The organism is Sphingomonas sp. CARO-RG-8B-R24-01, assembly GCF_022662295.1.
Taxonomy (GTDB): domain Bacteria; phylum Pseudomonadota; class Alphaproteobacteria; order Sphingomonadales; family Sphingomonadaceae; genus Sphingomonas.
The window spans coordinates 478,191-501,347 of the sequence record NZ_JAKNQI010000001.1; the positions used below are offsets into that span (position 1 = coordinate 478,191).

A 23,157-nucleotide genomic window follows, 5' to 3' on the forward strand; every position below is an offset into this window, starting at 1 on the left:
TCAGGCACTTTTCCACAAGGATGCGGGTCGGCTGAACATAGCTTCGCGAACCTGATCCCCCGGGCTGCCGACTTCATCCTGCAGGAAGACCCGCAGCGCATCGATCGAAATGGGGCGGCTGATCAGATATCCCTGGATCATGTCGCAGCCCATCACCGTCAACAGCGCCATCGCGGCTCGCGTTTCTACACCCTCCGCCGTAACTTCCATGTCGAGCGCGTGTGCCAAGTCGATGGTCGATCGCACGATCAACGGGTCGCGGTTGCTGCTCGTCAATTGCGACACGAACAGCTTGTCGATCTTCAGCTCGCGTGCCGGCAACTGCTTGAGGTACGCCAGGGACGACAAGCCTGCGCCATAGTCATCGATCGCAATGCTGATCCCGACGCCGGCCAACGTCTGGAGATTGGCGATCGCACATTCGGGATCGCGGATGACGGCGGTTTCGGTGATCTCGAACCCGATCTTGGCACCGCTGCCCTGGATCTTGGCGCAAGCCTCGGCAACGAACGCCGCGTCGCCCAGCAGCTTGCCCGATATGTTGATGAAGAGCGTGAGGTCGCGCCCGTCGGCAACGAGTATCTTCTGATCGGAGATCACCCGATCGAGCGTCCACAAGGTCAGCGGTGCGATCTGGTTGGCCTCTTCCGCGACCGTGATGAAATCCCCCGGCAGGATCAAACCGCGTTCGGGATGTTGCCAGCGTACCAGTGCTTCCGCGCTGTTGATCGCCATTTTGCGAACATGCACCTTGGGCTGATACTGCAGGAACATCTCGCCCTTCGCGATCGCGCTTGGCAATTCCCGCGTCAGCGTCAGACGATCGAACGCGGCGGTTCCCGCGGAGAGGTCGCGCAGCACGCTATGCTGTTCGCGCCGGGCCTCGTCGAGCGCGAATTCCGCCTCCTCGACCAATCGTACGTCTTCCGTCGTATGGAGCGGCGCTGTCGCGGCACCGATGACAATCTCGAGCCGGTGCGATTCATTGTCGAGATCGAACGGCGCGACGAACATCGCATCCAGTTCCGCGATCGTGAGCAACACGTCGGCGTAGCTTTCCCGATCCAGCCAGAATTCGAGGGCCTCGCGGCCGGCCACCGTCGTTTCCAGATCGGCGCAGTGCTGTGCCAATCTGGTACGCACGTCGTCGCGCAGACGATCCGCCCGAACACGACCGAGCAAACGCCGCATGGCGAGGAAGTTCACGATCTCGACGATGCACACGCAATGCCACCGCCCGTCCGCGGCGACCGCCATCGTGGCGCGGCCTTCGGCCGTGCGCGTGTTCCGTACGCCGCCACTTTCCGCCGACGGGATCACGGCATGATCCGGGCTCGGCATCGGACGCTGGTCAGGCAAATTTCGCACCATTCCTCACTGCTAGACGCCATCCGTGAAAGAACTGTTAACCGCATCCGGCGCTGCGTCGCCACCTCAATAGCAGATTGCGTTAGTCTTAAGATTCAATTAACAAAATTGGACGTTCAACTGAACGTACAAGGGAGAAAAGTCATGATCCGCTTCATCATCTCGCTCGTCTATGGCGAAGGCGTTCGTCCCTGGTAATCAGGGCTCGGCCCGATGCAGCGCCGGATAGTGACCAATCGCTATCGCGCGGTGTCGGGCCGAAATTCTAAATGGTTTTGACCGCCTCTCGTGTCTTTTTACTGAAACAATTGCCTAACGATGCGATCTGATTTGGCACCACGATGCAGATTTACTGCAACCGTCTGCCACAAGCGGTAAAATTCTGATGCAGGTCAGTAATTTACTGCTCATTCCATAGCCTCCCCCAGCCGCGCCATAAACGCCGCACCGCGCCGGAATTGGGCCAGGTCGATATATTCGTCGGCCTGATGCGCCTGCTCGATCGAGCCCGGGCCGCAGATGATCGTCGAAAACCCCGCCCCCTGGAATTGCCCGGCCTCGGCCGCATAGGCCGCCGCGCGCGTCGGGCCGTTGTCGCCCGCCAGCCGCCGCGCGAGCAGTTCGGCCGCGCCATCGGGCTCGGGGGCGAAGGATGGCGTCGCGGATCGCCGAATCACCGCCACGCCTGCATCCGCAAAACGTTCCTGCGCCATGCGATGAGCCGTGGCGCAGGCGTCCAGAAATGGGACAATGATCCGGTCCGGATCCTGGCCCGGGGGCGTGCGCAAATCGAACGTGAAGGAGCATTCGCGCGCCAGGATATTGACCGCCGTTCCCCCCTGGATCAGCCCGATCGTCAAGGTCGCGTGCGGCGGATGATAGGGAGAGTCCGGGTCGCCATGCCGCGCCAGCTCGTCCGCGATCTGGCGAATCTGCTCCATCAACCCGACCGCGATCATGTTCGCCGACAGGCCGAGGTGAGTCAGGCTCGAATGCGCCTCATGCCCGGTCACCGTCACGCGCCAGGTCGAGATCCCCTTGTGCCCGCTGACCACCTCCATGCTCGTCGGCTCGCCCACGATCACGGCGAGCGGCGCGGGGAGATCCTTGACGAGCTCGCGGATCATCGACGGTGCCCCGAGGCAGCCGACTTCCTCGTCGTAGGAGAAGGCCAGGTGAATCGGCCGTGCGGTCTCCCCGCGCGCGAACCCCGGCACCGCGGCAAGCGCCAGCGCCAGGAAGCCCTTCATATCGCACGTCCCACGGCCGAACAGCCGATCGCCGCGCCGGGTCAGCACGAACGGGTCGCTGCTCCACGCCTGCCCGTCGACCGGCACCACGTCGGTATGCCCCGACAGCACGACTCCACCCGGCACCACCGGACCAACGGTCGCATAGAGGTTCGCCTTGGTCCCCTCGGGATTGGCGACGCGGTGGCTCGCCACGCCGTGCGCCCGGAGGAACGCCTCGACATATGCGATCAGCCGCAGGTTGGAATCGCGCGAGGTGGTGTCGAAACCGATCAACGCCTCGAGATGCGTCAGCGCGGCGGCGTAAAGCTGTTCGGGTGTGTCCATGCCCTTGGTTCTAGGCATGGATTAACCAACTTGCCAATCACCCCGTGGTCGCCCGCGCAGGTTCTTCCCAGCCGCCCCCGATCGCCTTGAACAGCGCGGCGGTGTCCTGCCGCAACTGCGCGTTGCTCGCCGCCAGCTGCTCGCGCGCGCTCAGCACGTTGACCTGCGCGTCGAGCAGCGAGGTCTGCGTCACAAACCCGGTGCGATATTGCGCCTCGACCGAGCGCGCGGTGGTCTGCGCATCGGCGACTGCGCGTTGCAGCGCGGCGTTGCGCGCCCGCTCGGCATCCAGCCGCGCGAGCGGATCCTCGACGTCGCGCAAGGCGCCGAGCACGGTGGTGCGGTATCGCAGATAGGCCTGTTCGCGGTCTTCCTTGCGGATGCCGATCGTGGCCTTGCGCCGTCCCCAGTCGAGCAAAGGAAACTGCACCGCGCCCGTGCCCGTCAGCTGCAGGCTGTTGCCGGTGAACAGGTTGGCCAGCGAGGTCGACAGCAGTTGCGCCACGCCGGTCAGGTTGAACTTGGGGTAGAGGTCCGACACCGCGACGCCGATGTCCGCGGTCGATGCCGCGAGCTGCCGCTCCGCCGCCCGCACGTCGGGGCGCCGGCGGAGCAGGTCCGACGGCAGCCCGGCCGGAACCACCGGCAACGCCCCCAGCGGCACGCCCGGCCGCGCCAGTTCGGCATCAAGCGTCTCGGGCTCGACCCCCAGCAGGATCCCGAGCGCGTGGATCCGCACGCGCACGTCCGCGCGGATCGGCTCGAGCCGCGCCTGCGTGCCGGTGATCGATCCGCGCTGCCGCGTGACGTCGATCGAGGGGACGAGACCGACCCGCGCGATATGGCCGGCTATGTCGAGCGACCGCTGCTGCGAGACCAGTTCGTCCTGGATCACCGCGATCTGCTCCTGGTCGAGCCGGAGCGCAAAATAGGCCTGCGCGACCTCGGCGGCGAGCGTCACTGCGGCATCGCGCCGGGTCCATTCGGCCGCTTCGACGCGCGCGCCGGCGGCTTCCACGCCGCGCCGGCCACCGCCGAACAGGTCGAGCTCCCAGCTCGAATCGAACCCGACCGAAAAGGTCGTGATCCCGCTGCCGGGAAGCGCGAAGCCGCTGCTGCTGCCCGTTCCGCCCGATCCTCCGCCGCTACCGCCCGAGAAGGCCTGCGCGATCGAGGAGAGCCCGGCGTTCTTGCTGAACTCGATATGGCTGACGTTGCCCGTCGCATCGACCGTCGGCTTGCCGACGGCGCGCGCCGAAATTTCCTGCAACCGGGCCTGCCGCACGCGCGATGCCGCCATCGCTATGTCGGGGCTGCCCTTCAGGGCGCGTTCGACGAGCGAGTCGAGCCGCGGATCACCGAAGGCCGCCCACCAGCGCGCGGGATCGACCTGCGCACCCGGCGCGGGCGCGAGCTGGCGCTCGGCGAACGCCGGCGGGACGGGCATCGTCGGGGCGTGATAGTTCGGCCCTACGGTGCACCCGGCCAGCAGGGTGCTGCCAAGCAGGGCCAGAGAGAAGAACGAGCGGGTCAATGGGCCATGCCTCCACCACCACCACCGGACTTGCCGGAGCGCATCAGGAAAACGAGCGGTGCCACGACGAGCACCACGATCATCAGCGAACGAAACACATCGAGAAACGCGAGCATCGACGCCTGGCGTTGCACCGTCTGGTACAGCACCGCGAGCGACGTCGTTCCCGGGTCCCCCTGCCCGCCGAACGCGCCCTGCGCCTTCGACAGCCAGTCGGTATAATTGGGATCGATCGGGCTGAGCTTCTCGACCAGTTCGGACTGGTGACGCTGCTGCGCCGAGGCGAGCAAGGTCTGCGCGGTCGAGATGCCGATCGACCCGCCGAGGTTGCGCGCGACGTTGAGCAGGCTGGAGGCCTGCGCGGTCTTGTTCTGCGGCAGGCCAACATAGGCGACCGCGTTGATCGGCACGAACAGGAACGGCAGCGCCATCGCCTGCAACAATCGCGCGAACGCCGCATCCTGGAACGAGATGTCGGCGTTGAGATGCGTCATGTTCCACAGCGCGAACGCCTGCACCAGCAGCGCGGGAAACAGCAGCAGCCGGACGTCGACCACGCCCGACAGCCGCCCCGCAAACGGCACCGCGACCAGCGTCGCGATCCCGCCGAAGGTCAGCGCGAGCCCTGCCTGGAAGGAGGTATAGCCGAGGACCTGCTGCAACATTTGCGGGATCAGCTGCGTCGTGCCGAACAGGATCATGCCGGTGATCCCCATGATCAGCAGCGTCAGCGAGAAGTTACGGCTCTTGAGCAGTTTCAGGTCGACCACCGGTTCGGGGTGATTGGTTTCCCAGAAGGCGAGTGCGGTCAGCGCGATGAACGAGATGCTCGCGGTCATGATGATGAAGCTGCTGGAGAACCAGTCCTCGCGCTCGCCGCGATCGAGCGTCAGTTCGAAGAAGCCGAGCCCGAGGGCGATCAGGATGATGCCGATGTAATCGACCCGGATCCCGCGCTTGAGCAGCTTCTTCCGGTCGTTCTTGATCGCTTCGGGCTCATCGACGAACAGGTTGACGAGGAACACCGAGGCGATCCCGATCGGCACGTTGATCAGGAACACCCAGTGCCAGCTGCTGTTCTCGGTAATATAGCCGCCGAGCGTCGGCCCGAGGACCGGGCCGACCACGACCACGATCGCGAAGGCGGCAAACGCCATCCCGCGTTGCTTGGGCGGGAAGGTATCCGCGAGGATCGATTGCTCGACCGGCGCCAGCCCGCCGCCGCCGATGCCCTGCAACACGCGTGCGATGACGAGCGTCGACAGGTTGGGCGCAAGCCCGCACATCAACGAGGCGATCGTGAACAGGGCGATCGACAGCAGGAAATAGCGTTTGCGCCCGATCACGTCGGACAACCAGCCGCTGATCGGGATGACGATCGCGTTGGCGACGAGGTAGCTGGTCAGCACCCACGTCGCCTGGTCGTTCGAGACCGACAGGCCGCCGGCGATATGATCGAGCGCGACGTTGGCGATCGACGTGTCCAGCACCTCCATGAAGGTCGGGATGCTGATGATCGCGACGATCAGCCACGGGCTGTACGCGCCCGCGCCGGACCGGGACGGATCCCAACCGTCCTGCGCCTTGGCGCTCGCCACCTCAGCGGACCTTGACGGTGGGGACGACCGACATGCCGGGGCCGAGCGGATATTTGCGCGGATCCGGACCGTTCTTCGCGTCGAACTCGATCCGTACCGGAACGCGCTGGACGACCTTCACGTAATTGCCGGTCGCATTCTGCGGCGGGAGCAGTGCGAACGCCTGCCCTGCCCCGCGCTGGACCGAGTCGACATGGCCGAGGAACTTGATGTCGGGATAGGCATCGACCTTGATCGTCACGCTCTGGCCGATCTTCATGTCGCGCAGCTGGGTTTCCTTGAAGTTGGCGGTGATCCAGACGTGATCGGGCACGATCGCGAGCAGTTGCGTCCCCGGCCCGACATAGGAGCCGACATTGACCGAGCGGTTGACCACCTGACCCGACACCGGCGCGACGAGGCGGTTGTCGCCGAGCGTGATGCTCGCCTGCTGCACCGTCGCGCGGCGCGCATCGATCACCGCGCGGGCGGCGGTGACCTGCCGGCGGGCGACGAGGATGTTGGCGTCGGCGCTGTCGATCTGCTGACGTGCGGCCGCGGCATCGGCCGCGGTCGAGCGCGCGGTCGCGCGCGCGGCATCGAGCTGCTGCCCGGCGACGGCGGACGGATCGATCCGCAACAGCGCCTCGTAGCGCGCGAGATCCTGCCGTGCCTTGGCGGCGGTGGCGAGCGGGCTGCGCGCCTGCGCGACCGCCTGGTCGCGATTGGCCTGCGCCGCGGCGACCTGCGCGCGCGACTGCTCGAACTGCGCCTGCGCCTGCTTCACGTTCGCCTGCGCCTCGGCGACCTGCGCTTCCGGACCCGACGGCTCGATCACCGCGAGCAGGCGGCCCGCCTCGACATGGCGGTTGTCGATGTCCGCGACCGACTTGAGGGTGCCCGCGACCTTGGGCGCGAGCCGCACGATATGCGTGTCGACGAACGCGTCGTCGGTCGATTCATACTGGCGCGCGTCGAGATAATAGAGCGTTCCGCCGATCACGATCGCCGCGACGACGATGATGAGGATGATCCAGAACAGCGGCTTGGAGAAGATCGAGGGCTTCTTCGGTTTCGAATCCGCGTCGTCGCCGTCCGAATCGTCCCCGCCGGAATCGTCGCCGTCGGAATCGTCCCCGTCCGAATCGTCCTTCTTGGACGCGTCGTCCTGTTTCTTGCCGTCACCGCTTTTGCCGTGCGTGTCCTGCTCGGCAGACGAACGCTTCGCCTCTTCGGGCTTTGCGTCGTCCTGCTTGGCGGCGTTGGGGTCGTCGCTCATGGAAGCTCCTGTCGTTCGGCGATCATACGGTCGAGAATGGCGTCGGTGTTGGCGCCGATCCGCGCGGCGAGCGCAGACAGCGCCTCGGCATCGAGGTCCTTGCGGCGGAGCAGCTTGAGCACGGTCGCACGCGAGGCCCGCAGCGTGACGACCTGCCCCATCAACGTGACGACGGCGACCTCGCTCGCAAAGGCGTCACGGCGGCCGGTCGCGATGCAGACGAGCTGCACCATCGTCTCGAGCATCTTGCCCATCAGGCCGCCGTAGATGCGGTCGAACGCCTCGGTCGGCTCCATCTGCTCGCGCACGACGAACAGCGAGAAGGCGCTGCTCTTGTGGGTGCCCATCGTATCGATGAAGCGCGCGAGGATCTGGTGGATCGCTGCGCGTGCGTCGTCCGCGGTCATATCCGCGGTCACGCCACCGTCGCGCAGCGCGGGGGCCATATGGTCGCCGATCTGCCCGGCGATATGGTCCGCCGCCGCGAGATACAGGCCTTCCTTGCCACCGTAATGATAGGTGATCGACGACATCGCGGTCCCCGCCGCCTTGGCGATCCCGCGCGTGCTCGCGCCTTCGAGGCCCTTGGCCCCGAATTCGGCGATGGCGATGTCGAGGAGTCGTTGCTGCAGCACAGCGCGCCTTTAGTTCGTTCGAACGAACGCGACAAGGTGCAATCCAGCAATGGTTGGGAAACATTCGTAACGGGGGTGGGTTCCCGGGTGAGTGCCCCCCCGACCTCCTCTCTATCCCGCTTCCCCGGCGAAGGCCGGGGCCCAGTCGTGGGACCGGCGTTGTCGGTCACCGCCCGTTCTAAGGAGGCCTGTCCTCCTAGGCCCCGGCCTTCGCCGGGGAAGCAGCAGCGGACGGAGAAACTACGCCGCCACCACGTCCTTGCGCTTCGCCGTCACGCGCCCCGGTGCGGGATTCGAGAATTCCATCCCGTCATCCACCGAGCCATATTTCAGCGCGAGCAGGTCACGCGCGTAATTCTGGTGCACCCGCCATGGCGCCTTGTTCCCCTGCTTGGGGAATTTCGCCATCGCCCGCGTGACATACCCTGAAGTGAAGTCGAGGAACGGTGCGGGCGCGAGATCCGCCCCGCCGACGCGCGGGGTGGCCTGCCGCAGCCCGCGCTTCGTCATCGTGTTGAGCAAGCGACAGACATAGCCGCACGTCAGGTCCGCCTTCAGCGTCCACGACGCATTGGTGTACCCGAACGACGACGCCATGTTGGGGACGTCGCTATACATCATCCCCTTGTAGTTGAACGTATCGGTCAGATCGACCGGCACCCCGTCGACGCTGAACGCCACGTCGCTGAGCAACTGCAGCTCGAGCCCGGTCGCGGTCACCACGACATCGGCGGGAAGTTCATGCCCAGACTCCAGCAGCAGTCCGTCACGCGTGAAGCGCACGATCCGGTCGGTGACGACCGACGCACGGTGCGTCTTGATCGCCTCGAACAGGTCCGCATCCGGAACGAGGCACAACCGTTGGTCCCACGGATTGTATTTCGGCGTGAAATGCGTCGCGACGTCATAGTCCGGTCCGAGCTGGTCGCGCACCAGCCCGATCAGCCGTTCCTTAGTCTGCGCCGGACGTCCCCGCGCCATCTTGAAGAACAGCATCCCCAGCAGCACGTTGCGCCAGCGCACCAGCCCGTACGCCAGCTTCGCGGGCAGCTTGCGCCGCAGCCAGTTCGCCGCGGCATCCTCCGCCGGGCGCGACACGACATAGGTCGGCGAGCGCTGGAGCATCGTTACGTGCGCGGCGGTATCCGCCATCGCGGGCACGAGCGTCACCGCGGTCGCGCCGCTGCCGATGACGACGACTTCCTTCCCCGCATAGTCGAGATCGCCGGGCCAGAATTGCGGATGGACGATCCGCCCCGCGAAATCCTCGGTGCCCGGCCAGTCGGGCGTGTGCCCTTGCGCGTAATTGTAATAGCCGCTGCACATGAAGAGGAAGTTGCAGGTGAACACGACCGGCCCGTCGGGCCCGTCGGCTTCCACGCGCCAGCACGCATCGGGCGTCGACCACGCCGCGCGCTTCACGTGATGGCCGAAGCGGATGTTCCGGTCGATCCCGAAATCGCGCGCGGTCTCGGTCACATAGCGCAGGATCGACGGGCCATCCGCGATCGCCTTCGCCTCGGTCCACGGACGGAACGAATAACCGAGCGTGTACATGTCAGAATCGGACCGGATGCCGGGATAGCGGAACAGGTCCCACGTCCCGCCCAGCTGCGGTCGGCCCTCGAGGATGACGTAGGATCGATCCGGGCACTGCGTCTGCAGATGATAGCCCGCGCCGATACCGGATATTCCGGCACCGACCACGACCACGTCGAAATGCTCAGGTTCACGCTCTGACATCGCCACTCTCCGAGGATACCCGATATTCGATTTCGGGCGCCTCGGAAAGCGTTAGGTTGCGATCAGAAATCCTTTTTGTAGCGCACCGTGACATTCGACCCGCCGAACGACCCGGCTTGGGACAACACGCTCAACGCCTTGGTCAGCGACACCTCGAGCTGCGTCGCGGTGAACCCGCGCGCATCGGTGATGACTTCGACATAGATGTTGTTGGTGATGTACTTACCAGCGGCGAGCGACGTCCCCTGCCCGGTCGCATCGTTCGCACCGAGCACGCGCAGCCGGTCGATCCCCGTCGCCGAGCGCAGCTTGCCGAGCGGGTTGAGCCCGCCTCCAGACCCGCGCAGCGAATTGAGCGCGGACGCGAGCTGGATCGCCTGGATCGCCGACAGGTTGGTCACCGAGCTGCCGAACAACAGACGGCTGAGCACTTCGTCCTGCGGCAAGGCCGGGGTCGAGGTGAACGCGATCTGCGGCTTCTGCCCGGTGCCGGTCACGTTGATCGTGACGTCGACATCGCTCGTCGTGGTGGTCGCGCTGATGTTGATCTCGGGGTCCGACAAGGGTCCGCCATTGAAGCGGATGTCGCCCTTCGTCACCTCGAACCGCTTGCCCGAGAAGGAGTAGGTCCCGCGCACCAGTTGCAGCCGCCCGAGCACCAGCGGTGCCGCCGACGTGCCCGCGACGCGCATGTCCATCTCCCACTCCGACTCGAGCCCCATGCCCGAGACGAACAGCTGGTTATCCGCGCGGATCCGGATATCGAGCTTGAACAGCCCGCCCGGGGGTTCCGCCGGTGCCGTATTCGCCGCCTTGACCAGATCGCTCTTGCGGCGGACGCCGGTCAGTTCGGGCACCTCCGCCTGGCCCTGGCGAATGATCTCGTAGCGCGCATTCGGGATGCGGATATCGCCCTTGATCAGCCCGCCATTCGCCTTGGAGTTGGTGATCGCGATCGTCCCCGTCGCGGTCGCCCCCAAGGCATCGCTCCGCGCAAGCCGCGCATTGTTGAGCGTCGCCTGGATATTGATCGGGAAGCCCGAGGCGGCCGCGAAGCCGACCGACCCCTGCGCCTGGACCGTCCCCTCGCCCGCGCGCGCCGACAGCTGCGTGATCTCGAGCCGGTCGTTGGTGAACCGTCCCGCGATCTTCATCTGGCTGAGGCGCGTGCCATAGACTTCATTGTCATAGGTCAGCGAGTCCGCGCGGATGACGCCGTTGAGCTGCGGCGCATCGACGCGACCACCGAAGTCGGCAGCGATCGCGATTGGGCCCGACAATTGCTGGCGGCTTAGCCCGGCAAGCGAGAACAGCACGCCCGACGGGCCGTTATAGCGGATCCCGCCCGACAAGGGCGCAGCCATCAAACGGGTCGTCCAGTTCGCCCCAGCCCCCAGTGGGCGCAACGTCGCGACCATCCGCCCGACGGTCGTCCCGCCGCGCTGGACCAGCGCACGTGCTTCGCCGCCCGCGTCGGTCAGCCCGATCTGGCCGACGACGTCGACCGGATCGGAGACGCTGGCAAGGCTCGACCGCGTGAAGTTGGCGATGCGGAACTGGCCCGCGATCTTCGGCACCGAGGCCCCGCGCGGTTGCGCATAGTCGATCGACCCCGTCGCCGCGCCACCCAGCCCGAGGTTGGGCACCAGCGCATTCGCGACCGACAGGTCGAGCTTGTCGAGCCGCAGCTGCGCCGAAAGCCCCGAGCCATAGACCGCCGCGACCCGCGCCGAGCCATTGTCGAAGTCGATCCGCGTCGGCTGGAGGCGAAAGGTCGACCCGTCGATATCGATCCGCGCCGGGTTGGCGGTGCGGAAGCCGATGCCATTGGCCTGCCCCTGCAGCGCCGCCAGCCACTGCTTCGGGCTGAGGCGTGCATTGGCCGCCAATCGGAACGGGACGCCGTTCGAGCCGGTAGCGAGCAATTGCGCGGTGCCCGAACCCCCGACGTAATTCACCTTGGCGCGGGCCGCAGAAATCACCGTCGGGCCATAGCGCAAGTCGGCGACCTGCGCGTCCGCGACGACTTGCGGCGTCGGGGTCAGGATCGCGCGGGCGTTGACCAGCGCGCGACCGATCGTGAAGTCGACCAGCCCCGGAATCTTGGCGTTGCTCGCACGCGCGGCGACATCGACCCGCTGGAACTTGCCTTGCGCGCCGAGCAAGGCGGCGCCGCTGATGCCCGAACCCGCGAAGGTGACACGGCCACCGAACGGACCCGCGGCGAGCTGCTGGACGCGACCCTTGAAGTCGATCCCGGCAAAGCGCGCGTTGCGAATGTCGACCGTCAGCGGTGCCGCCGGCACGACGTTGAGATCGGCGGTGAACGGCCCGTAATTGGTCCCGCCCTTGGCGAGGATCGCATAGGACGTCCCCGTCCCGCGCACGCGTGCCTCGAGATTGACGAGGCCGATGCCGACGCCCGGACGCGGCGCGCGGAGCAGCACGACCGGCTTGGTCGCAGTGCCGGTGACGCGCGCGAACAGCGGGCCATATTGCGTGGAGTATGCATCCGCATCGACCGCGAGCGGCCCCTTCGGATCATAGCGCCCCTGCCCGCGCGTCACGCGGAACTGAGGTGCGTTCATTCGCAGGTTGCGGAAGGTAATGATCCCGTTCGGATCATAGCCGACGTCCGCGGTTACCGCAGCGTTGCCGCCGAGGAAGTTGCGCGCGCCTTCGTTGAAGATCTGCGAGGTCCGCGCCGCGACGTGCGCGGTGATGCCGAACCCGCCGGGCATGGTGACGAGCTTGGCGTCGGTCTTGACGCTGACGATTCCGAAGCTCTCGACGCGGTAATCGTTGACCCGGCCGTTGAGCGCAGCGCGATACGTGCCCTTGGCGAGATCGGCGACGATCAGCGCGGTCGCGTCGATCTTGCGCGAACGGATCTTGAGATTGTCCGACAATACCTTGCCGTTGACGATCGCGAAGCTGCCATTGATCGCGACATTGTCGAGCAGGCCACCCGCCGCCGCATTGAGCCCGGTGACTCGCGCGGCCCGCGCCGCGACCGGGATCACGATGTGATCCGCGTTCACGCGCGCAAGACCCGAGGCGTAGAGCTGCTGGACGCGAGTCTCGCCGAAACCGAGCACGCCTGCGCTGACGACGTAGTTGACCGTCGGCGTCGCGAACTTGCCGTCGAGCACGACGCGCGCGGTAACGTCGCGGCCGTTGAGGTTGGGGAGGATCGCGCCGGGCGTCAGCAACTTCGCGTCGACCGCGAACTGGCTGAAGGCGCTCTGTGCGAGATCGATCAGGCCCTTGGCGTTGATTGCCATCGCATCCGACTTGAGCGCGATGACCGTATCGACCTTGCGTTCGTTGAGCCGCGCGTCGATCGACACGTCGAGCGAGGGCGCGGTGAGGCGCGCGATCGGGTTGGTCGGGGTCGCCTTGTCCTTGGGCGCGCCACCGGGATAAAGCCCCGGGTTGGTCTTGCCGCGGATCTGGAAGAAGCCGTTGTGCGCCTGCAAGTCGAGGTCGGCGAACTGCGCGCCGCCGAGCGACCCGCTCGCCTTGCCGGTCCAGGCCTTCCAGCCGCCCTTGCCGCCGATCGTGAAGTCGAGCGGTGCCTTGAGCCCGCTCATCTCCGCGACCACGCCGCGTGCTGGCGCGGTAATCCGCGCATCGATCCCGAGCCGGTCCGAATCGGGCACCGCATCGAGCCGCAGCCGCAGCTTGTCGCCCCCCGCAATGCCGGGGCCGGTCAGCGCATCAACATCCGCGGTGATCTGCGCGCGCTTGTCCGCGATGTGCGTCGCGCCGTCGATCCTGATGATATGCGGCGAGCCCATCACCGCCTTGCCCAGCACCATCCGGTCCACAGTCAGGCGACCGATATCGATGTCGAGATCGGGGAGGATCGGTGCGTTGGGATCGGTCGGGGTCGGCTTGAACGCGGGCGAGCGCGTCATCGTGATGAGGTTCGCCTGCGCCGACAGGACGTTGATATGGTTGCGGACGTAGTCGAACGGCTTCCAGTCGACCGCGATCCGTGGCGACGACAGGAACACGCCCTGCGGATCGCTGACCCGCACGTCGCTCAGCACCATCTTGCCGTAGATCGAACCTTCGATCCGCCCGACGCGGATGTTGAGCCCGCCCGCGGTCTTATAGTCGCCGATGAAATTGGCGATCACGCGCCGCCCCGGCGCGGTATCGAGCCCGGCGACGATCCCCATCGCGAGCAGCCCGAGCACGCCGAGCGTGATCGAAACCCACTTGAAGATCCGTTGCCAGAGCGGGCGCCGCACGATGACGACGGTTTCCGGCGCCGCCGAAGGGCCGGTTTCTACTTCCGCCATCAGAAGGCCTGTCCGATCGAGATATAGAGCGCGACCTTGCCGTCGCCCTTACGGGGGTTGAGCGGGGTTGCGACGTCGACGCGCAACGGCCCGAAATTGGTATAGAAACGCCCGCCGATGCCAGCGCCGAAGCGCAGGTCGGAGCCCTTGGGGAGCACGCTGGTGTAAGCGTTGCCGCCGTCGATGAACGGCACGATCCCGTAGTTGCCGAAGCGATAGCGCGCCTCGAGCGCGAATTCGTTCAAGCTGCGCCCGCCGACCGGATTGCCCTGCGGATCGAGCGGCCCGAGCCGCTGATAGCCATAGCCGCGCACCGACCCGCCGCCGCCGCCATAATAGCGCCGCGAGGGGGCGAGGTCATCGCGCTCGATCCCGGCGATCGCGCCGGCACGGAGGCGACCCGCGATGACGAACTTCTCGCCGACCGGATAGTAGGCACTCGCCTCGATCAGCGTGCGCGCATAGGGGCTGATCGACCCGCGCACCGACGTCTCGGGGCTGACGCTCAGCTTGAGGCGATAGCCCTTGGTCGGGTTGAGCAGGCTGTCCGACCGGTCGAACTGGACCTGCCCCGGCAGCGCCGCGATGAAATAGGTCGCACGCCGCCGATCGCCGCGCGCGAAGTCATAGACGCTCTCGTTCGTGCCGACGACTTCGAAGCCGTAGGCGTAGGTGAACTTCTTCTGCCACAACGGCGTGGAGTCATAGGAAATCCGGCCCGACAGGGTCGCGGTGAAGGCGTTGAACGCGTCGTAATTGGTGTGGTCGACCGCCGCGGTCAGCGTGACCGTGCGATCGCGCTTGCCCGCGTTCGAGCGGCGGAAGGTGCCGCTCAGTCCCTGCTCCTGCGTGCCGCCGACCGCGGTCGCGATCAGCGCCCCCTCGGGCGACCACAGGTTGCGGTGCGTGAACGAACCTTCGACCCGCGCGCCCTGCCCGGTGCTGTACCCGCCGCTGACCGCGAGCGAGCGATATTTGCCGCGCTCCTGCTCGACCAGCAGGTTGACCTGCTCGGTCCCGTCGGGGTTGATGTTACCGGTCGGCTTGGGCTCGACCGACACGGTCGAGAACAGCCCCGTCGCGACCAGCGCCGCGCGCAGATCGTCCACCTTGCGGTTGTCGTACAGTTCGCCCGCCTTGAAGCGTTGCAACACGCGGACATGGTCGGCCCCGAACGCCAGCCGTCCCTCGGTCGTGACGGTCCCGAACGACGACCGCGCGCCAACCTCGACCGGCAACGTATAGTCCCCGGTGCCCGCCAGATCATCGAGCAGGATGTCGCGATCGCCGACCTTGGCGAAGGGGTATCCGTTCTGCGGCAGCGTCAGCGCGACGTTGGCTTCCGCGCCCTGGATGCGCACCGCCTCGATCGGCTCGCCGACCTTGAGCGGGAGCGCATCGCGGATCAGCGTCGGCGGAATCGTCGGGTTCGCCTTCACCACGATCGTGCCGAGCTTGTACTGCTTGCCCGGGGTCGCCGAGACGATCGCCTTCACGCGTGTCTTGTCGTTGGGAACGGTCTCGATCGTCGAGACCGCGGTCCCGTCATAATAGCCCAGGCTCTTCATCAGCCGGATCGCGAGCTGCTCGTCCTCGCGCCCGCGCGCCGCGATGACGGTGCCGTTGGGGGCCTTGCCCTTCCCGCCCTTTAGAGCGGACAGGCCGTTGAACTGCGCGGTCAGCTTGAGCGGATCGAGCCCGCGGATCACGGTCTCGTAGCGAATCGCCGGCGCCTTCTCGTCCTTGACCGCGACGTCGACCAGCGGGGCCGTGTCGAAACTCGCGAGCGGAGGAAGCGGCTGGTTGAGGTCGGCGGGAATCGTCGGCGCGGGCGTCGTGGCGACGGGGACGCCGGTCACCGCAGGCGTCGTCGGCTGCGGCGCGACCGGAACGCCGGTCGTCGTCACCGGCACCGGGATCATTGGTTCGAGCGGGGCCTTGATATCGTTGCTGAGCGGCGGAAGCGCCTTGTCGAACTCCGAATCGGAAACAATCGGCGGCTCGGCGGTTTGGCCGATACCCTGCGCAGCACCAGGCGCCGCGGGAACCACGACGGGGGGTGCCTGCTGGAGACTTGCAACCGCGATGGCGAGAAGCCCGCTCGAATACGCCAAAGAAATCAAGAGCTACGCTTCCCCGCTTCACACGGGGGCCGGTTTTTCGGTCCCCCGCTCAGCGTCCCTAACGCATGAGCGGGAAATGGTTTCCTAGATTCTGCTCATTCGGCTTTTACGCGTTGGCGATAGGCGTGCAGCAACGGTTCGGTATAGCCGTTCGGCTGATCGATCCCCTCGAACACGAGCGCGCGCGCCGCCTGCAGCGCGACGCTGTCGGGATTGCTCGCCATTGGCCGATAGAGCGGATCGCCGGCATTCTGCGCATCGACCTTCGCCGCCATCCGCTCGAACGCGGCATCGACCTCCGCGCGCGTGGCGACGCCGTGGAGCAGCCAGTTGGCGATATGCTGCGACGAAATCCGCAGGGTCGCACGGTCCTCCATCAGCCCGATATCGTGGATGTCGGGAACCTTGGAGCACCCAACCCCCTGATCGATCCAGCGCACGACATAGCCGAGGATGCCCTGCGCATTGTTGTCGAGTTCGGCGCGAATTTCCTCGGGCGTCCAGTTGCGCCCCTGTGCCGCGACCGGCACGCGCAGCAGCGACGCGAGCGGTGGCACGCTCTCACGCGCGATCGCCTTCTGCCGGGCGAACACGTCGACCTTGTGATAATGCATCGCATGCAGCGTCGCCGCGGTCGGCGACGGGACCCAGGCGGTGTTCGCGCCGGCGGTCGGGTGGCCGATCTTCTGCTCCATCATGTCCGCCATCCGGTCGGGCGCGGCCCACATCCCCTTGCCGATCTGCGCCCGGCCAGACAGCCCGGCGGCGAGGCCGATGCGGACGTTGCGATCCTCATAAGCCTTGATCCAGTCGCTCCCTTTCATCTCGGCCTTGGGGATCATCGGTCCGGCGTGCATCGCGGTGTGCATCTCGTCGCCGGTCCGATCGAGGAAGCCGGTGTTGATGAAGACGATTCGGTCCTTCACCGCCGCGATGCACGCGGCGAGATTGGCCGAGGTGCGGCGTTCCTCGTCCATCACGCCGACCTTGACCGTATGCCGCTCGAGCCCGAGCAGGTCCTCGACCGCATCGAACAGGCGATCGGTGAAAGCGCATTCCTCGGGACCGTGCATCTTGGGCTTCACGATATAAGCCGAGCCTGCCCGGCTGTTGCGATAGGTGCCCAGCCCGCGCAAATCGTACAGCGCGATCGTGCTGGTGACGATCGCATCGAGGATCCCCTCGGGTGCCTCGCTCCCGTCGGGCAGCGTGATCGCAGGCGTCGTCATCAGATGCCCGACGTTGCGGACGAACAACAGGCTCCGCCCCGGCAGCGTCAGCCCGTCGTCATAGACGCGGTCGGGGTTGAGCCGCCGCGTGATCGTCCTGCCGCCCTTGTCGAACGCCTCCTCCAGATCGCCACGCATCAGCCCGAGCCAATTGGCATAGGCCGCGACCTTGTCCTCGGCATCGACCGCCGCGACCGAATCCTCGAGGTCGCAGATCGTGGTCAGCGCGGATTCGAGGATCACGTCGGCGATCCCCGAGGGATCGTCGCGCCCGATCGGATGGTCGCGGTCGATCACCACCTCGATATGCAGGCCGTTGTTGACGAACAGCCACGAGGCACCCTTGCGCCCGACCAGTTGTTCGGGGTGGCGCAGGTCCGGTTCGTCGCCGCGGAGTTCGTCCCAGCAGCCGGTCGTCAGCGGGACCGCTTCGTCGAGGAACGCCTTCGCGGCCTCGACCACCTGCTTGCCGCGCACGGGATCGTAGCCCCCGGGGACCGCCATGCCCGGCAGCGCATCGGTGCCGTAATAGGCGTCGTACAGGCTCCCCCAGCGTGCGTTGGCGGCGTTGAGCAGAAAGCGCGCGTTGAGGATCGGGACGACGAGCTGCGGCCCCGCCATCGTCGCGACCTCGGCGTCGACGTTGGTCGTGCCGATCGTGAAGGGGGCGGGTTCTGGCACGAGATAGCCGATCTCGCGCAGGAACGGCTCGTCGACCGCTTCCCCGGAACCATAACGCGCGTCGATCCGGGCCTGAAGCGAGTCGCGCACCGCCAGAAGCGCGCGGTTCTCCGGCGCGAACCGGGCGTAGATGTCGGCGACGCCCTGCCACCAGCGCTCTGCCGCTACGTCGAGGCCGGGGAGCACGCGCGCCTCGATGAAGGCGGCGAGCGGGGCGGCGACCGACAGACCGGCGCGGTCGAGCATTTCAGGCATCAACATCCTCCTGGAACCAACAGCTGCCTGGGGAGGGCTTGGGCGACAGGCTTAGGCCAGGCTTGCGGTCCGCTTCAAGCGCGTTCGGGATCGAACGGCGCGGCCGATGTCTCGAGCCGGTCCAGCATCGCGCGGAAGCTCGCGATTTCGGCCTTGGTGAAGCCGGCGAAGACCTGCGCCTCGAGCTCGAGCGCCTTGGGCGCGACGTTTTCATAGAGGGTCCGCCCCGCTTCGGTCAGCGACAGCAGGTGCGAGCGCTGGTCGCTGGCGTTCGGGCGGCGCTCGACCAGTCCGCGCTCGACCAGCGTCGCGGCGGCGCGGCTGACCGTGACCTTGTCCATCCGCGTCGCCAGCCCCAGCGCCTGCTGCGTCGCGCCCTCGCTCTCGGCGATGATCGCGACCAGCCGCCATTCGGGAATCTTGAGCCCGAACAACGCCTGATAGGTGCTCGCCACCGCCGCCGAGACGCGGTTCGACACGATCGACAGGCGATAGGGGAGGAACTGATCGAGCTTCAACGTGGTCATCGTTGCACAGGGATAAGGGATGGACCCCGCTTGGCAAGGCCGCTATATGGTTACATCTGAAACCATCTCGGAGCCGATGCGATGACTGCCACCGAAAACCCGATGGGCCTTAACGGCTTCGAATTCGTCGAATTCACCTCGCCCGATCCCGAGGCGATGGCCGACCTGTTCGTCAAGATGGGCTTCACCCATGTCGGCAACCACAAGTCGAAGAACGTCCGCCGCTATGCGCAGGGCGACATCAACTTCCTGCTCAACATGGATGACGCGGGGCAAGTCGCCGGCTTCCGCGACACGCACGGCCCCTCGGCCAATGCGATGGCGTTCCGCGTGGCGGATGGCGAAGGCGCGCTGAAGATGGCGGTCGAGCGCGGCGCGGTCGCGGTCAAGGGCGCCGTCGGCCCGGACGAGCTCGACCTTCCCGCGATCGAAGGCATCGGCGGCGCGAACCTGTATTTGGTCGACGAGAAGTCGCGGATCTACGAGACCGACTTCACCCCGGTCGAGGGGGCTGGCGTCGACGACCACAGCGTCGGGCTCCACACGCTCGACCATCTCACGCACAATCTGCAGCGCGGGCGGATGGCGTATTGGGCGGACTATTACGAGCGGATCTTCAACTTCCGCCAGATCCGCTATTTCGACATCGAGGGCCAGTCGACCGGCCTGTTCTCCAAGGCGATGACCGCGCCCGACGACAAGATCCGGATTCCCTTGAACGAAAGCCAGGACGAGCATTCGCAGATCGAGGAGTTCATCAAGGACTATAAGGGCGAAGGCATCCAGCATCTCGCGCTTGCGACCGACGACATCTTCAAGACCGTGGATACGCTGCGGGCGAACGGCGTGCGGTTCCAGACGACCCCGCAGACCTATTTCGACCTGATCGACAAGCGGCTGCCCGGGCACAACCACGACGTCGAGGAAATGCGCAAGCGCGACATCCTGATCGACGGCGCGCCCGAGACGGGTGGCGGGCTGCTGCTGCAGATCTTCACCGAGAATATGGTCGGGCCGATCTTCTTCGAGATCATCCAGCGCAAGGGCAATGACGGCTTTGGCGAGGGGAATTTCAAGGCTTTGTTCGAGAGCATCGAGCTGGACCAGATCCGGCGGGGCGTGGTGCCGGGGGCGGTTGAGGCTTGAGGTTTTGGTGGGGGGCGGTGGTCTCTGCGAGGCGTCCCCCACCCCAACCCCTCCCCTGAAGGGGAGGGGCTAGAAGAAGAGGGCGAACCAAAAGCCCCTCCCCTTCAGGGGAGGGGTTGGGGGTGGGGCAGTAACAGGCGGCACCCTCTGCGAGGCCGCCCCCACCCCAACCCCTCCCCTGAAGGGGAGGGGCTAGAAGAAGAGCGCAACCTAAAAGCCCCTCCCCTTCAGGGGGAGGGGTTTGGGGTGGGGCAGAAACAGGCGCTACCCTCTGCGAGGCCGCCCCCACTCCAACCCCTCCCCTGAAGGGAAGGGCTAGAAGAAGAGGGCGGGCGCAACCTAAAAGCCCCTCCCCTTCAGGGGAGGGGTTGGGGTGGGGCCGTAACGGGCACCCAAGCCGATAGCTGGAGAGCGAAATGACCGACTATATGACCGGCTTCAACAACCACTTCGCCACCGAAGCCATCCCCGGCGCGCTCCCGATCGGCCGCAACTCCCCGCAGAAACCAGCGTTCGGCCTCTACGCCGAGCAGCTCAGCGGCAGCGCCTTCACCGCGCCGCGCCACGAGAACAGGCGCTCGTGGCTCTACCGCCTCCGCCCCTCCGCCGCGCACCCCGCCTTCACGCGCTACGCCGGTGCCCCCCTCTTCGCCCCCGGTACCGCGAACGAACCGCTCGCCCCCAACCGCCTCCGCTGGGGCCCGCTCGAGACGCAGGACGCCGACTGGCTAGACTCGCTCACCACGATGCTCGTCGCAGGCGAAGGCCCCAGGACGCAGACCGGCGTCGCGATCCACATCTACCGCGCGACCAGGGACATGGTGAACCGCGCGTTCGTCTCGGCCGACGGCGAGTTGCTGATCCTCCCGCAACAGGGCCGCCTCACCCTCCTCACCGAGCTCGGAAGGATCGACCTCACCCCGGGCGAAATCGCGATCATCCCGCGCGGCGTGCGCTTCCGCGTCACCCTCCCCGATGGCAGCGCGCGCGGCTATGTCGCGGAGAATCATGGCGCACCGTTCCGCCTCCCCGACCTCGGCCCGATCGGCGCGAACGGGCTCGCCAACCCGCGCGACTTCGAGACGCCCGTCGCGTGGTTCGAAGACGTCGAGGGCGAATACGAACTCGTCCAGAAATTCCTCGGCAGCCTGTGGACCACCGACCTCGGCCGCTCGCCGCTCGACGTCGTCGCGTGGCACGGCAATTATGCGCCGTGCAAATATGATCTCGCGCGGTTCAACACGATCGGCAGCATCAGCTTCGATCATCCCGACCCGTCGATCTTCACCGTCCTCACCTCGCCCAGCGACGTGCCCGGCACCGCCAACGTCGATTTCGTGATCTTCCCGCCGCGCTGGATGGTGGCGGAGGACACGTTCCGCCCGCCGTGGTTCCACCGCAACACGATGAGCGAGTGCATGGGCCTCCTCAAAGGCGAGTATGACGCCAAGGCCGATGGCTTCGTCCCCGGCGCGCTGTCGCTGCACAATCAGATGAGTGGCCACGGCCCCGACGTCGCGACCTGGGACGCCGCAAGCAACGCGCCGCTCGCCCCGCGCAAGATCGACGGCACGATGGCGTTCATGATCGAAAGCCGCTGGGTCTTCACCCCGACCCGATTCGCTGCAGAAACGAGCGCGCTCGACGAAGACTATGACGCCGCCTGGTCAGGTTTCCCGAAAGCGCAACTGCCGGATACTTAACTCTTATCAGCATGAATTCGCGGAACTGGCGTCTCGCGTGGGAGTCTTGTTGTTCTATGCCTACGCCCCAGACTCCCATGTTCCCGTGGAAACACCGTGCCCAGCACGACTTTCAGGCCCTGCTCGACGCGCATGTCGCGGAGGCGGACTTTCCGTGCGTCGGCGCCAAGGCGGCGTTGGCGAAGGGAACGCTGTCCGTGCTCGCCTGCGACCGGCTCGACAGCGCGTGGGACGATCTGCGCATCCACGACGGTCTGATGCATTTCGCCGCGGCCTATCGCGCGGAGCCGGGCCTGTTCCGCAGCTTCGCGGTGATCTTCGACGGGCCGGACGACCTGAGCGAGCAGGCGTTCGAGGCGGCCTTGTGGCAGCGTGTCCAGTCGATCTCGGACAAGGACGTGTGGCGCGGGCAAGGCTATGACACGGCCGTCAGCACCGACCCGGACAGCCCGCATTTTTCGCTGAGCTTCGGCGGCGAGGCGTTCTTCATCGTCGGGCTCCACCCCAATGCCAGCCGTCCCGCGCGCCGCTTCGCGCGGCCGACGATGGTGTTCAACCTGCACGACCAGTTCGAGACGCTGCGGGCGCAGGGCAAATATGAGGGCATGCGCGAAAAGATCCTGACGCGCGACGAGGTGCTGGCGGGCTCGCGCAACCCGATGCTCGCGCGCCACGGCGAAATGAGCGAGGCACGTCAGTATAGCGGCCGCGCCGTCGACGAGAGCTGGGCCTGTCCGTTTCGCTATGCCGGAGCCCCCGATTGAGCACGATCACCGAAATCCCGGAACGGAGCGGGGCGGCGTTTCGCCTTGCCGCCGGACAGACGCTCACCGTCATCGATCCGCGCGGGCGGCAAGTGTCCGATCTGCTTGCGTATAATGCGGAGGATCTCGACGAGGTGCTGTCGTCGGGACGGACGCTGGATTATGCCGAGACGATCTATCTGACGACCGGCAACCTGCTGTATTCCAACCGCTCGCAGCCGATGCTGGAGATCATCGAGGATACCGTCGGGCGGCACGACTTCCTGCTGACGCCATGCTCCTACGATACGTTCCATCATTTCTACCCCGACCTGCCACCGCATCGCGGATGCTTCGGCAATCTTGCGGAAGCGCTGGAACCGTTCGGGATCAAGCCCGACCAGATTCCCACCGCGTTCAACTGCTTCATGAACGTCACGGTCGATGGTGCGACCGGGAAGCTCGACGTGTTGCCGCCGATCAGCACGGCCGGCGACCGCATCGTGCTGCGCGCGGCGATGGACCTGATCGTGGGGCTGACCGCCTGTTCGGCGCCGGCGAGCAACGGCGGGAGCTTCAAGCCGATCCATTACCGGATCGACTAGAGCGGGAGTGAGGCGCGGGCGTGGCTGCTGCGCCGATGGGCAGCCGCTTCCCCGGCGCAGGCCGGGGCCCAGTCGAAGTGACTGCGGTACCGCCGCGCAGGCGCCGGCACTTCCCTGTTGCG

General features: G+C 66.4%; 15 protein-coding genes. 4 read left to right on the forward strand and 11 right to left on the reverse strand.

What is annotated here, in order from left to right:
- From L8G49_RS02250 to L8G49_RS02300, 11 genes are all read right to left on the reverse strand, one after another.
- Positions 1-1,341: an EAL domain-containing protein gene (locus tag L8G49_RS02250; RefSeq protein WP_242182191.1), complete on the reverse strand. Its 1,341-nt coding sequence runs from the start codon at positions 1,339-1,341 to the stop codon at positions 1-3.
- Between the two features lie 434 nt (positions 1,342-1,775).
- Positions 1,776-2,945, reverse strand: coding sequence for an acetylornithine deacetylase (argE, locus tag L8G49_RS02255; RefSeq protein ID WP_242182193.1), 1,170 nt, complete (start codon positions 2,943-2,945; stop codon positions 1,776-1,778).
- A gap of 37 nt (positions 2,946-2,982) precedes the next feature.
- A complete protein-coding gene (locus tag L8G49_RS02260) occupies positions 2,983-4,479 on the reverse strand; it encodes an efflux transporter outer membrane subunit (protein ID WP_242182195.1) in 1,497 nt (498 codons plus the stop codon).
- Positions 4,476-6,077, reverse strand: coding sequence for a DHA2 family efflux MFS transporter permease subunit (locus tag L8G49_RS02265; RefSeq protein ID WP_242182197.1), 1,602 nt, complete (start codon positions 6,075-6,077; stop codon positions 4,476-4,478). Before L8G49_RS02265 ends, L8G49_RS02260 begins: the two co-directional genes overlap by 4 nt.
- A 1-nt stretch (position 6,078) precedes the next feature.
- Entirely contained in the window at positions 6,079-7,335 is a 1,257-nt protein-coding gene (locus L8G49_RS02270) for an HlyD family secretion protein (protein WP_242182199.1), read from the reverse strand.
- A complete protein-coding gene (locus L8G49_RS02275) occupies positions 7,332-7,970 on the reverse strand; it encodes a CerR family C-terminal domain-containing protein (RefSeq protein ID WP_242182201.1) in 639 nt (212 codons plus the stop codon). The genes L8G49_RS02270 and L8G49_RS02275 overlap by 4 nt, the downstream gene beginning before the upstream one ends.
- A 240-nt stretch (positions 7,971-8,210) precedes the next feature.
- On the reverse strand, positions 8,211-9,713 hold the full coding sequence (locus L8G49_RS02280; RefSeq protein WP_242182202.1) for an NAD(P)/FAD-dependent oxidoreductase: 1,503 nt from the start codon (positions 9,711-9,713) through the stop codon (positions 8,211-8,213).
- Between the two features lie 62 nt (positions 9,714-9,775).
- Entirely contained in the window at positions 9,776-14,023 is a 4,248-nt protein-coding gene (locus tag L8G49_RS02285; RefSeq protein ID WP_242182204.1) for a translocation/assembly module TamB domain-containing protein, read from the reverse strand.
- Positions 14,023-16,137, reverse strand: a complete 2,115-nt coding sequence (locus L8G49_RS02290; RefSeq protein WP_242182821.1) for a BamA/TamA family outer membrane protein — start codon at positions 16,135-16,137, stop codon at positions 14,023-14,025. Before L8G49_RS02290 ends, L8G49_RS02285 begins: the two co-directional genes overlap by 1 nt.
- A 104-nt stretch (positions 16,138-16,241) precedes the next feature.
- A complete protein-coding gene (locus L8G49_RS02295; RefSeq protein WP_242182206.1) occupies positions 16,242-18,311 on the reverse strand; it encodes a malate synthase G in 2,070 nt (689 codons plus the stop codon).
- Between the two features lie 74 nt (positions 18,312-18,385).
- Positions 18,386-18,838, reverse strand: a complete 453-nt coding sequence (locus L8G49_RS02300) for a MarR family transcriptional regulator (protein ID WP_242182208.1) — start codon at positions 18,836-18,838, stop codon at positions 18,386-18,388.
- 81 nt (positions 18,839-18,919) lie between these two features.
- Between L8G49_RS02300 and hppD the strand changes: the two genes are divergently transcribed.
- The 4 genes from hppD to L8G49_RS02320 all read left to right on the forward strand — a co-directional run bounded on the left by hppD (position 18,920) and on the right by L8G49_RS02320 (position 23,035).
- Entirely contained in the window at positions 18,920-19,984 is a 1,065-nt protein-coding gene (hppD, locus tag L8G49_RS02305; protein ID WP_242182210.1) for a 4-hydroxyphenylpyruvate dioxygenase, read from the forward strand.
- A gap of 416 nt (positions 19,985-20,400) precedes the next feature.
- Entirely contained in the window at positions 20,401-21,687 is a 1,287-nt protein-coding gene (gene hmgA, locus L8G49_RS02310) for a homogentisate 1,2-dioxygenase (protein WP_242182211.1), read from the forward strand.
- A gap of 56 nt (positions 21,688-21,743) precedes the next feature.
- Positions 21,744-22,451, forward strand: a complete 708-nt coding sequence (gene gntA, locus L8G49_RS02315) for a guanitoxin biosynthesis heme-dependent pre-guanitoxin N-hydroxylase GntA (RefSeq protein ID WP_242137431.1) — start codon at positions 21,744-21,746, stop codon at positions 22,449-22,451.
- Entirely contained in the window at positions 22,448-23,035 is a 588-nt protein-coding gene (locus tag L8G49_RS02320) for an urea carboxylase-associated family protein (protein ID WP_242182214.1), read from the forward strand. Before gntA ends, L8G49_RS02320 begins: the two co-directional genes overlap by 4 nt.
- Positions 23,036-23,157 lie beyond the last annotated feature (122 nt).

Coding starts and splice junctions, on each gene's coding strand:
- L8G49_RS02250 (WP_242182191.1), bottom strand. CDS start 1,341: ATGCCGAGCCCGGATCATGCCGTGATCCCGTCGGCGGAAAGTGGCGGC.
- argE (WP_242182193.1), bottom strand. CDS start 2,945: ATGGACACACCCGAACAGCTTTACGCCGCCGCGCTGACGCATCTCGAG.
- L8G49_RS02270 (WP_242182199.1), bottom strand. CDS start 7,335: ATGAGCGACGACCCCAACGCCGCCAAGCAGGACGACGCAAAGCCCGAA.
- L8G49_RS02280 (WP_242182202.1), bottom strand. CDS start 9,713: ATGTCAGAGCGTGAACCTGAGCATTTCGACGTGGTCGTGGTCGGTGCC.
- L8G49_RS02285 (WP_242182204.1), bottom strand. CDS start 14,023: ATGGCGGAAGTAGAAACCGGCCCTTCGGCGGCGCCGGAAACCGTCGTC.
- L8G49_RS02295 (WP_242182206.1), bottom strand. CDS start 18,311: ATGCCTGAAATGCTCGACCGCGCCGGTCTGTCGGTCGCCGCCCCGCTC.
- L8G49_RS02300 (WP_242182208.1), bottom strand. CDS start 18,838: ATGACCACGTTGAAGCTCGATCAGTTCCTCCCCTATCGCCTGTCGATC.
- hppD (WP_242182210.1), top strand. CDS start 18,920: ATGACTGCCACCGAAAACCCGATGGGCCTTAACGGCTTCGAATTCGTC.
- hmgA (WP_242182211.1), top strand. CDS start 20,401: ATGACCGACTATATGACCGGCTTCAACAACCACTTCGCCACCGAAGCC.
- gntA (WP_242137431.1), top strand. CDS start 21,744: ATGCCTACGCCCCAGACTCCCATGTTCCCGTGGAAACACCGTGCCCAG.